This is a genomic window from Stenotrophomonas sp. YJH_SMC_48-3 (assembly GCF_059369375.1).
In genome coordinates, this window is the sequence record NZ_JCAFSQ010000002.1 from 144216 (window position 1) to 155570 (window position 11355).

The 11355-nt window shown below is 67.6% G+C and carries 11 protein-coding genes; 10 read left to right on the forward strand and 1 reads right to left on the reverse strand.

All coding sequences use genetic code 11. The features are described from left to right. Window positions 1-34: 34 nt before the first annotated feature. Window positions 35-2116, forward strand: coding sequence for an NHL repeat-containing protein (locus tag AC5P65_RS03560; protein ID WP_180832585.1), 2082 nt, complete (start codon window positions 35-37; stop codon window positions 2114-2116). On the opposite strand, the gene AC5P65_RS03565 is transcribed toward AC5P65_RS03560, so the two are convergent. Further along, window positions 2094-2507, reverse strand: a complete 414-nt coding sequence (locus AC5P65_RS03565) for a YciI family protein (protein ID WP_180832584.1) — start codon at window positions 2505-2507, stop codon at window positions 2094-2096. The two genes, AC5P65_RS03560 and AC5P65_RS03565, sit on opposite strands and share 23 nt — an antisense overlap. Window positions 2508-3309: 802 nt before the next feature. On the opposite strand from AC5P65_RS03565, the gene AC5P65_RS03570 reads away from it, so the two are divergent. From AC5P65_RS03570 to AC5P65_RS03610, 9 genes are all read left to right on the forward strand, one after another. Further along, entirely contained in the window at window positions 3310-3723 is a 414-nt protein-coding gene (locus AC5P65_RS03570; RefSeq protein ID WP_021202151.1) for a YciI family protein, read from the forward strand. Between the two features lie 67 nt (window positions 3724-3790). Next, window positions 3791-4213 (forward strand): VOC family protein, encoded by a 423-nt coding sequence (locus AC5P65_RS03575; protein WP_005407887.1) that lies wholly within the window; start codon window positions 3791-3793, stop codon window positions 4211-4213. 40 nt (window positions 4214-4253) lie between these two features. Further along, complete coding sequence (locus AC5P65_RS03580; protein ID WP_111102076.1) at window positions 4254-4664, forward strand: VOC family protein; 411 nt, start codon at window positions 4254-4256, stop codon at window positions 4662-4664. A gap of 24 nt (window positions 4665-4688) precedes the next feature. After that, window positions 4689-5045, forward strand: coding sequence for a DUF1428 domain-containing protein (locus AC5P65_RS03585; protein WP_010484145.1), 357 nt, complete (start codon window positions 4689-4691; stop codon window positions 5043-5045). Window positions 5046-5090: 45 nt separating this feature from the next. Beyond that, complete coding sequence (locus tag AC5P65_RS03590) at window positions 5091-6353, forward strand: RNA polymerase sigma factor (RefSeq protein ID WP_021202153.1); 1263 nt, start codon at window positions 5091-5093, stop codon at window positions 6351-6353. 106 nt (window positions 6354-6459) lie between these two features. Then, window positions 6460-7656: a hypothetical protein gene (locus AC5P65_RS03595; RefSeq protein WP_021202154.1), complete on the forward strand. Its 1197-nt coding sequence runs from the start codon at window positions 6460-6462 to the stop codon at window positions 7654-7656. Then, complete coding sequence (locus AC5P65_RS03600) at window positions 7647-8747, forward strand: hypothetical protein (RefSeq protein WP_021202155.1); 1101 nt, start codon at window positions 7647-7649, stop codon at window positions 8745-8747. The genes AC5P65_RS03595 and AC5P65_RS03600 overlap by 10 nt, the downstream gene beginning before the upstream one ends. A 97-nt stretch (window positions 8748-8844) precedes the next feature. Then, complete coding sequence (locus tag AC5P65_RS03605; protein ID WP_021202156.1) at window positions 8845-9522, forward strand: hypothetical protein; 678 nt, start codon at window positions 8845-8847, stop codon at window positions 9520-9522. 16 nt (window positions 9523-9538) lie between these two features. Continuing rightward, window positions 9539-11185 (forward strand): CsgG/HfaB family protein, encoded by a 1647-nt coding sequence (locus AC5P65_RS03610; RefSeq protein ID WP_180832583.1) that lies wholly within the window; start codon window positions 9539-9541, stop codon window positions 11183-11185. The last annotated feature ends 170 nt before the right edge of the window (window positions 11186-11355 follow it).

Genomic DNA, 11355 nt, shown 5'->3' on the forward strand with positions numbered 1-11355 from the left:
GCCTCTTCAGGCAGCAGGCAGGCAGCGCAGCGCGATGGCACGGTGGCAATGGATGGCGGCAGGCGTGGCGTTGGCGACGGTAGTGGCATTGGCTGCGACCTGGTGGGAGACACCGCTGCACACGTTGGCTGAACCGGCGGGCCCGGCTCCAACGCCACTGGCGTGGACCGCACAGATCGAGCCGCTGGCCGGCGATGGCCACCCCGGTGACCGCGACGGCGCGTCCGGGCAGGCACGCTTCGCCGATCCCTATGCGTTGCTGCGCAGTGCCGATGGCAGTGTCTATTTCACTGATGCCGGTGATAACAACCGGATCCGTCGCCGCCTGCCCGATGGCCGCGTCGAAACGGTGGCCGGGCAGGGCGAGGGGCGCGTTGATGGCCCGGCACTGCAGGCCAGTTTCAATACGCCTTCGGGCATTGCCGCCGACGCGCAGGGCAACCTGTATGTGGCCGACACCGGCAACCATGCGATCCGCCGTATCGGCACCGATGGCCAGGTGACCACGCTGGCCGGTGGCGAACAGGGCCACGTTGATGGACCTGCCGCGCAGGCGCGCTTCGATGCGCCGATGGGCATCGCAGTGGATGCGCAGGGCCAGGTCTACGTGGCCGATACCTTCAATGACCGCATCCGGGTGATCGGTACCGATGGCAACGTGCGCACCCTGGCCGGTGGCGATCGGCCGGGCCTGGCCGATGGCACGGGCGCCGCTGCGCGCTTCGATACGCCGGTGGCACTGGCCTTCGACGCGCAGGGCGCGTTGCTGGTGGCCGACCTGTTCAACAACGCGGTGCGCCGCGTCGGTGCCGATGGCACGGTAAGCACCGTGGTGGGTGGGGGTGGCGTGATCAATGGGCCGCTGTCGTTGGCCACCACCCACGATGGCGTGCTGTACGTGGGCGACATGGATGGCCGCATCGTGCAGGTGACGCCGCAGGGCCACCAGATCGCGCTGGTCGGCAACGGTCGACTGCCACGCCTGGCCCGCCCCAGTGGCTTGGCGATGGACGCCGACGGCAGCGTGCTGGTGGCCGACGCGACGGCCTATCGCCTGCACCGCCTGCGCCCGCTACCGGTGGGGGAACTGCCCGCACCGGCGCTGGTCGGCCCGGCCGCCGATGCCGCGCTGCCCGATACCGGCGGCCGTTGGCCGCTGGCGCCGCAGGATGGCTGGCACGAAGTGGTCGGCACGCTGGGAGAGGTGCGCGGCAACTTCAGCGGCGAGAGCCGCCATCACCTGCATGGGGGCTTCGACGTGCGCGGTGATGTGGGCCAGACCGTGCTGGCGATTGCCGATGGCAAGATCAGCAGCCCGATGGCGGCCTGGAGCCTGGGCGAGCAGGCTGAGGGCCTGGCCGTGGATCGCCTCAAGTACATCCACATGCGGGTGGGCCGCACCCCACGCAATGAACCGTTCGATGCGCGCTGGCAGGCGCTGTACGACGAGCAGGGCAAGCTGGAGCGGATGCGCGTGCGGCGCGGCATGCGCATTCACGTCGGCGATCGCCTGGGTAGCATCAACAACCAGGCGCATGTGCACCTGGCCGTCGGCACCGGTGGTTTCGAGACCAACGCTGTGGCACTGGGCTTCCAGAACTACGCCGACCACTTCGCACCGCGCATCACCGATGTGGCGTTGCTGGACGACAACGACCAGCCGATGGCCGCAGGCAGCGATGGCGTGGTGATGGTGGCGCGCCAGGGACGCGGTGTGCAGATCGTGGTCGAAGCCTGGGACCAGGTCGACAACAACCTGCCGCGGCGGCGCCTGGGCATGTACCAGGTGGGTTACCAGATTCTCGATGCGGGCGGCCAGCCGCTGCAGGGCTACGAGCAGCCACGCTGGAACATCGTGTTCAACCGCATGCCGCCGCAGCGGGAAGCGGTGCGCGTGGCCTACGCACCGGACAGCGGCATCACCGTGCATGGCAGCGCGGTAACCCGGTTCCGCTACCTGGCCACCAACACCGTGCGTGATGGCCTGATGGAAACCGGGCGCTGGCAGCCGGCGGCGTTGCCGCCGGGCGAGTACATCGTGCGTGCCAGCGTGCGCGACTACAGCGGCAACGAAGGCGTCGGCCCGCGCGAGATCAGGGTACGGCTGCTGCCATAGCCGCAGCCGCAGCCGGCGCGCCGCAGCGTTCGCGCTCGGCGTCCATGTCTTCCAGCGGCCGCACTTCGATGCTGCCGAAGCGTGCCCAAGGGAAGTCGCGGGCGATGCGCATGGCTTCGTCGCGGTCGCGGGCGACGATCAGGTTGAAGCCGGCCAGCAGTTCGCGGGTTTCGGCGAAGGGGCCATCCAGTACGCGGCTGTGGCCATCACGCACGCGCAGGGTCTGCGCGGTGTCGACCGGCTGCAGCTTCTGCGCGGCCAGCAGCGTGCCTTCGGCCTGCAGCTTGTCGGCATGGGCCAGGCAGTCGCGCATCAGCGCGTTGAATTCTTCGATGGGCAGGGCCTGCAGCAGGGCAGGCTCGATGTAGATCAGGAGCAGGTACTGCTGCATGGCGCGGTCCTGGCGGGGGCGGGGTGCCCATGATGGCGCAGGTCTGCGCGTGGGCATGTTGCAGCGCGGGAGGCGCGCCTTCGGCGAGGGTCGGCGAACGGCGGAGCCCCTCCGTGGTGGGTTGGGTTGGTCGCTGAAAGCTGGCTTCCTGCGGGTGGGCCGGGCGGGGGGAATTGGCGGGGACGCCGTGAATCCATCCCTGGAGGCTTAGCCGCGCCATCCATGGCGCGGATACCCCGCCAACCCCACCCGCCCGGCCCCAGACAGATTCCGGTTGCCGATCCACCACGGGAAATCACAAGCAAGAGCAAAAGCGGGTCGCTTCGCTCGCAAAGCCGCGGCCGCCAGCCAACCGCCGTTGCTGTTGCCTTTGCTTCTGCCTTTTCTCTTGATCTTCCCGTGGTGTGCGACGGTGACAGGAAACTGTCAAAGGCCGGGTGGGTAGGCGGGGCGGGGGTGTCCGCGGCATGGGCCCGAGGCATGCCTCGGGCGGGTTGGGCACGATGCCCAACCCCGGTCTTGCCGTGTGCGCAGGACAGCGCACACGAGCAAGCCGCGGTCAAGCCCCCAGGGACGGGTTTACGGCGTCCCCCGACCCGTCTACCCACCCGACAAAGCCCATGAACCCAGCTTTCAGCGACCCACCCAACCCACCACGGAGGGGCGCCGCCGTTCGCCGACTCCCGCCGAAGGCGCGCCTTCCACGGAAGAAAAAATTTCCAACAGACGTGTCGATTCCCAGCCCCCTGGTTCGTTGTACCCAGTGAAGGGCACGCATCACGCGTCCCCACGGGAGACTGCAATGAAAGTGATGGTGATCGTGAAGGCCAACGCCGACTCCGAAGCCGGCCGCATGCCCAGCGAACAGGAACTGTCCGAAATGGGCGCCTTCAACGAACAACTGGTGGCCTCCGGCATCATGCTGGCCGGTGAAGGCCTGCACGCCACCCAGCGCGGCCGTCGCATTCATTTCGGCGGCGGGGTACCCAAGGTCGAGGCCGGTCCATTCGGTCCTGCCAGCGAACAGATCGCCGGCTTCTGGTTGTGGGAGGTGCGGTCGCTGGACGAGGCCGTTGAATGGGCCAGCCGTGCGCCGTTCGGCGAGGGCGGCACGCTGGAACTGCGCCCGCTGATCACCGCCGAAGACTTCGGTGAAGCCTTCACCCCCGACTTACAGCAGCAGGAACAGCGTCTGCGTGCACAGCTGGAAGGTTGACCCGATTCATCTCCCTGCCGGGCAGGACCCGGCACTACTGCCCTGAACCGCACAACGGAGTATTGCCATGAAACTGATTCCCTTCCTCGGCTTCAGCGGCCAGGCCCATGAGGCGATGGCGTTCTACGCCAAGGCACTCGGTGGCCAGGTCACGTCGGAAATGAAATACCGCGACATGCCGCCCTCCGATGGCTCGCCAGGTTGCAACGAGATGCCGCCGGAAACCCTCGACCACGTTGCGCACAGCCAGCTGGAAATCGGCAGCGCCATCGTGATGGCGGCCGACGGTCCCGGCGGTGGCGAGGGCGGCTCGACCACCATCAATGTCGATGTCGACAGCATCGAGGAGGCCGAGCGCGTGTTCGCGGCGCTCGCCGAAGGTGGCCAGGTGCAGATGCCGATCGCCGAAACGTTCTGGGCGCACCGCTGGGGCATGCTGATTGATCGCTACGGCAAGCCGTGGATGGTCAATTGCATGAAGCAGCCCTGATCCCTCCCGCTTTCCTCTTCATCCACAAGGAGCGTTACCAATGAGTGCACCACAACCGCAGATGATCTTCGTCAACCTGCCTGTGCAGGATCTGGAGAAGTCGAAGGCGTTCTTCACCGCGCTGGGGTACAGCTTCAATCCAACCTATACCAATGACGATGCGGCTGGCATGGTCATCAGCGAGAGCATCTACGTGATGCTGCTGACCCAACCTTTTTTCCAGCAGTTCACCAACAAGCCGATTGCCGATGCGCACACCCACACGGAAGTGATCAACGCACTCTCGGCACCCAGTCGCAAGGCCGTTGACGAGCTGTTGGACAAGGCACTGGCCGCCGGCGCCAGCGAACCGCAGCCGGCGCGCGACCTGGGCTTCATGTACCAGCGCGGCTTCCAGGACCTGGATGGCCATCTCTGGGAAATCGCACACATGGACGGCGAGCCGGGCTGACGGCCGCCGCAAGGGAGAACCCACATGGCTTACGTGGATGCTTACGTGCTGCCGTGCCCACAGGACAAGGTGGCGGCCTACCGCCGCCTTGCCCGCAAGGCCGGCGCGGTGTGGAAGGACCATGGCGCGCTGCAGTACATGGAATGCGTGGCTGACGATGTGGAACCGGGCAAGAGCACCTCGTTCCCGCGTGCGGTCAAGGCGAAACCGGGCGAGACGGTGATCGTCGCCTTCGTGGTGTTCCGCTCGCGCGCGGCACGCGACCGCATCAACGCCAGGGTGATGGCCGACCCGCGGCTGGCGTCGCTGGGCCCGAAGGACATGCCGTTCGATACCAAGCGCATGTTCTGGGGCGGCTTCAAGCCGATCGTCGAAGCGTGAGCCATGGCGCTTGTGCGGGCCGGGCGTGCGTGTTGTGATCGGCGCATGCTCGATCCCGCACTGACGCAGCGTCTGGAAGCCCTCTGGCGGATGGAGTCGCCAGTGTTGATCGCGCGCCTGGCGCGGCTGCTCGGCGGTGATGTCGGCCGTGCCGAGGAGCTGGCCCAGGACACCTGGCTGGCCGCGCTGGAGCGCTGGCCGGAACAGGGCATCCCGGACAACCCCGGAGCCTGGCTGATGACCACCGCGCGCAACCGCGCCATCGATGTGCTGCGCCAACACCAGCGCGTGGCGCAGCAGCATGCGCAATGGGGTGAGGAACTGCATCCGGCACCCCTGCCAGCGCCGGATGACAGCCAGGCGCTGGAAGATGACCTGGGGGACGACCTGCTGCGCCTGATGTTCGTGGCCTGCCACCCCGTGTTGCCGGCCGATGCGCGGGTGGCACTGACCCTGCGCCTGCTCGGTGGCCTGACCACGACCGAGATCGCCCGCGCCTTCCTGCAGCCCGAGCCGACCATCGCCCAACGCATCGTGCGCGCCAAACGCACCCTGGCGCAGAAGCAGGTGCCCTATGAAGTGCCGCGCGCGGAGGCGATGCCCGAGCGGCTGGCTTCAGTGCTGGAGGCGATCTACCTGGTCTTCAACGAAGGCTATGCGGCCAGTGCCGGTGACGACTGGATGCGTCCGGCGCTGTGCGACGAGGCACTGCGACTCGCGCGCATTCTGGCGCACCGGCTGCCGGTGCCGCCGGTGCTGGGCCTGCTGGCGCTGATGGAGCTGCAGGCCTCGCGTGCCGCAGCACGGACCGATGCGCAGGGCGTGCCGGTGCTGCTGGACCAACAGAACCGCGCGCGCTGGGACTGGCTGCAGATTGAACGCGGGCAGCAGGTGCTGGCGCGCGCGCTGGCCGCCGGTGGAGGTGACGATCCCTATGTGCTGCAGGCGCGCATCGCAGCGTGCCATGCGGCGGCGCGGCGTCCTGAAGATACCGACTGGCCGCGCATCGCCGCGCTCTATGCACAGCTGCTGCAGGTGCAACCTTCGCCGGTGGTGGCATTGAACCGGGTGGTGGCGGTACTGCGCAGCGAGGGCGCGTTCGCTGCATGGGTACAACTGCAGCCGCTGCTGGTTGATGCGCGCCTGCGCGACTACGCGCCGCTGCAGGTGGTTCGTGGCGAGCTGTTGCAGGCACTGGGGCGTGAGCAGGATGCGCGTGACGCTTTTGGCGAGGCAGCTCGGCTCAGCCAGAACCGGGCCGAGCGCGGATTGCTGCGGCAACGGGCGGGCCTGCCCCGCACAGACTGAGCCGACAAGGACAGCACTTGTCGCCGCGCGCCTGAGCGGCTATGTTTCGCGCCCAGCGGACGCATCAGCGTCCGCATTCCGTGCGTATTGACCGAGGAGCGGTTGGATGTATTCAAGGACGAAGAGCGCATCGCGCGCTTTTGCGCGCCTGCTTGCCTGTGCCCTGTGCCTGGCCGTGTGGCCGATGGCCACGCAGGCGGCAGACAAATCACAGCAGGCCTATTGGGCAGGCTTCGCCTATACCGCTGACGCCGCCGCCGTGCAGGCGACCACGCCACATGCGCATGCGGTGCTGGAACAGCGCGGCCTGATTCCGTTGAACCAGGCGCTGGCACAGTCGCTCAAGCGCCGCGCCCCGGCCCACCTGCAGCTGATCGACCAGCCGGTGGCGATGCTCGACGGCACCACCAGCGCGACCGTGCTGGCCGCGGCACTGGACCGCGAACTGGTCTCGGTCGAGCCGATCGGTGACCAGTACAAGGTGCTGGTGGAAGTGGCGCTGCAGGCGCTGTTCTTCGACTTCCGCGAGCGCCAGGTGATCGCGTCCTATCCGCTGACCCTGCAGCGCATCGACGTGCAGGATTACCGGCCGGACAACGACGATATCGACGCGATCGTTGCCGATCTCCTGTACGGCAGTGCCGATACCAGCCTGTCGCAGGTGCTGGCCGCCAGCCTCGCCCAGGCCAAGCTGCCCGATGCCGCCGTGCGTCGCCTGCAGGTCGGTGGCGTAACCCTGTCCGACGCGGTCCGCGCCAAGCTGCCCGACCCGAAGTGGGACGCCCCGCTGCGCGCCACGCTGGCCCACGAACTGTCCAAGACGCTGTCATCCAATACCGGCGTCGGCCTGCTGCCGCCGGCCTCGGGCCAGGCGATCGGTGGTGCGATGGCGGCGCGCTTTGCCGACGGCAAGGTCTACCAGCTGAAGATTCCCGAGCCGGACTACGTCATCAACCTGCAGGTGGATGCGTTGAAGAACGGCGTGATCGAAGAAACCCCGGCGATGAAGACGATGCTGTTCGGCGCCTTCTTCACCGCCAAGGTGACCGAGCCGTTCTCGGGGAAGGTCTATTTCGAACAGCCGCTGCGCAAGGGGGCCACCAAGGTGGTGCCGGTCACGCAGTGGCAGGTCGACCAGTGGTCGGCCAGCTACGAAACCCTGCTGGCCGGGCTCGATGCCTTCGCCGGCGCCGCCGCCAAGCGTGCCGATTCGCGCGCCTGGCTGGACGAACAGAAGCCGGGCGGCCGCCCGTTGCAGCAGCAGACCCAAGCCCTTCAGGAGTTGATCAAGTCATGTCGTTGATGCGTACCATCCTGCTCTTCCTCATCGCGCTGGTGGTGGCCTCGCCGGTCGCTGCGCAGACCGCCAGCTCGCGCGGTACCGGTTCGGCCAGCTACGGCCTGCGCCTGAGTGCCGACACCCGTGCCCAGGCCCTGAACAAGGCCAAGGTCAATGCCCTGGAGGCGTACATCGCTGAAACCGGTGCGGCCAAGCTGCGCCTGTTCGAAGCGCGCCGCGCCGAGTTCATCGGCGAGATCGATCGCTACGTGCTCAGCGCCGTGCAGCTGTCGGACACCGAAGACAAGAAGGCCAAGACCTACACCGTCACCGTCCGCGCCGAGATCAACACCACCCTGCTGCAGACCAAGCTGGATGCGGGTTCGGCCGTGGCCGGTGCCACCGCCGCGCAGCGCTCGCTGCTGACCTTCCTGTTCATGGCGCGCTCGCAGGACACCGTGCAGTCGTTCCAGGACAAGGAATACCGCCGCGTCGACGCCAGCAGCAGCTACAGCGAGAACACCCGTGAGGGCGACAGCTTCCGCGGCAACTCGGTCAGCACCAACGGCAGCATCAACCAGAATGGTTCGATGTCGGTCACCAGCGGTGGCAGCACCACCGCACGCGCCGACAACATCACCTGGAAGGTGGCCAACGCCGCCGAAGTGAACACCGCGATGACCGGTGCCTTCAGCGCCGCCGGCTACGAAGTGGTCGAAGCCGAATACGTGGAGGGCGAGTCGCGCGGCCTGCTCAGCATCGAGCGCATCCGCAAGGACTTCAGCACCGGCAACGACCTGGCCCCGGCCACCTTGCGTGATACCGCCAACGGCATCCGTGCGGCCAACATTCCGTACATCGCCGTCGGCACCCTCGACATCGGCATGCGCGACCGCGATCCGGCCAGTGGCAACACCCGCGTGTTCGTCACGGTCACCGGCAAGGTGCTGGACGTGACCGGTCGCTTCCCGCGCACCGTGTCGTCGGTGGGCCCGGTGCAGTTCTCCGGCACCGGCCCGAATGAAACCGTGGCCCGTACCAACGCGCTGCAGCTGGCTGCCGAAAAGGCCGCCCAGCAGATGATCAACGAACTGAACGTCAAGGCGGTCCGCTGATCCGCCACCCCGGTGGGTGCCGAGCCCGCTCGGCATCACCCTGGATTACCGATTCCCACGTGCCGCTTCGCGGCCGTCTCTCCCAAAGGACACTCATATGATCCGCAATACTGCTCTTGTCGTGGCCATCGCTGCCGCCACCCTGTCGATGCCGGCCCACGCTGGCCTGGGCAAGCTGAAGGACCTGGCCGGTGCCGCCACCGGCACCTCCAGCAGCAGCGCTTCCAGCGCCGCCGCCCCGGACGAAGCCGCGCAGGAAGCGCTGGTGCGTCGTTTCGTCAGCTCGCAGTCGCACTCGCTGCAGGCCCAGACCTCGTTTGCCCGTGCCTTCGGCCTGGCCGAGCAGGTGCAGCTGCTGGAAGCCGAGCGCCAGGCGCTGTCGTCGGGTTCGGTAAGCGTCGATGCGATGAAGAAGTCGGTGTCGGTCAGCGAAGCGGCGCAGGCGGCGATCAACGAGCGCCAGGCCGCGCAGCCGGAACTGAACGCTGAATCCAAGCAGCACTACGCCGAAGGCCTGGTCTCGCTGCTGGCGTCGGCCGCCGAAGCACAGAAGCTCGGTGGCGAGGCCAGCAACTTCACCGCCGGCATGAAGAACCTGGGCGCGACCCAGCTGGCGACCGTCGGCCGCAAGCTGGCCGCCGGTGCATGGGTGGCCAAGGAATCGCCGGGCTTCATCCAGGGCCTGTACGGCTCGACCAAGTCGGCCGTGACCTTCGCCAGGAAGAGCAAGGTGAAGGTGCCGTCCAACGCCGATTCGATGCTCGACACGCTCTGATCCGAGGCGAATCTCCATGCGTATGACCTACCGTTTGATCGGCCTGGGCCTGGTTGCCGCGCTGCTTGCAGCCTGTGGCGAGCAGGACGCCCCGGCTGCCGCGCCCGCCAAGGAAAAGGCAACCAGTGCGCTGGCCAGCAATGCGCCAGTGGAAGCGGCGCCCCTGCGTGGCACGCCGGATTTCGGCGGCACCACCCAGGTCGCGCGCGAGGCCGACGGCATCGGCAGCACCCCGGAACTGGCGGTGCTGGCGGCGTTGCAGTCGGCGGTGGCGCAGGTCAACGGCGTACGCGTGGCCAGCCAGATGCAGGGCCTGCGTGCAGGCCTGCATGTGGATGTGGATGACGAACACGTCGGCGACATCCGCGCCGACGCGTTCACCCAGCAGATGATCGCCGGCTCGCAGGGCGCGGTGCTGGGCTATGAAATCCTGTCGCAGGACGAAGTGCGGCAGCTGGACGAGGAGACCATCGCCCGTGTGCGCGCCAGCGACGAAGGCTGGAGCTTCAAGGGCTCGGCGTCGGCCAGTGCGTCCGGCGAAGCCTCGGCCAAGAGCGGTTCGGCTTCGGCCAGTGTCAAGCAGAGCTACGACGAGAAGGTCAACGTCGATGCCAAGCGTGGCGCCAGCTCGTTCGATTCCGACGTGACCCACCGCAGCATGCGCAGCTACTGGAAGGTACGCGTACGTGCCCAGATCGCTCAGTACCGCGCACCGGACGAGCAGGGCAAGCCGAAGATCGTGGTCGCGCTGCCGCGTACCAAGGCCGGCAGCTATGCCGTGGGCGATGGCCGCGTGAGCGCCGATGAAGTGGCCGACGCGATCCGCGCACGCCTGTCCGACACGCTGACCCAGACCCAGCGCTTCATCGTGCTGGACCGTGAGTTCGGCGACGAACTGCAGGCCGAGATCGACCACATCAACAGCGGCAACGTACGTTTGCAGGACACTGCCCGTGTCGGCCAGCAGCTGGCGACCGACCTGATCCTGATCCCGACCATCGAACGCTTCGAGTACCCGCGCAGCGTGCGCAACCTGCGCATGTCCGACCGCCAGGTGACCTCGTACTCCGGTGGTGGCCGCATCACCCTGCGCCTGGTCAACGCCACCACCGGCCAGGTGGTGATGTCCGACAGCTTCGACCACCAGCTGGCCTCGACCGGCCCCAGCACCCTGCCGCGCGTGGTCAACGGCCGCAACATGGCCGCGGCGATGATGGAATCGCTGTCGGGCCAGATCGGCACCAGCATCGTCACCACGCTGTTCCCGGTATCGGTGGTCTCGGTGGACGGTGACCAGGTGGTGCTGAGCCAGGGCGGTGACACCGTGCAGGCCGGCCAGCGCTGGCAGGCCGTGCGCCTGGGCGAAGAACTGAAGGACCCGCAGACCGGCCGCTCGCTGGGCCGCAGCGAACACCCGTGCTGCACCATCCGCATCGACCGCGTCGCTGCACAGACCTCATACGGCACCATCGAAGACGGCGTCGACGCGATGCGCGGCGGTTTCCGTCCGGGCCAGATCGAACTGCGCCAGAAGCTGGGCAGCAAGCCGGCGGCCGCCGCCGCAGGAGCGACTGCCTCGGCCGCTCCCGCAGCTGCCGCACGCCCGGCCGCCAAGCCGAAGCCCAAGCCCGCTGCCGCGCCGGCCGAAGATCCGAACTGGTAACAGGCTCAAGCAACACACCGATGGGGTCAGAGCCCTTTCCCGCCGGGAAAGGGATCTGACCCCTTCCTGTTTCAGTCCGTGTCGACCAAGGTCGACACCTACCAACAGCGGCGTGTCGATCAAGGTCGACACCCACCACAGCGGTGTGTCGACCAAGGTCGACTTCCACC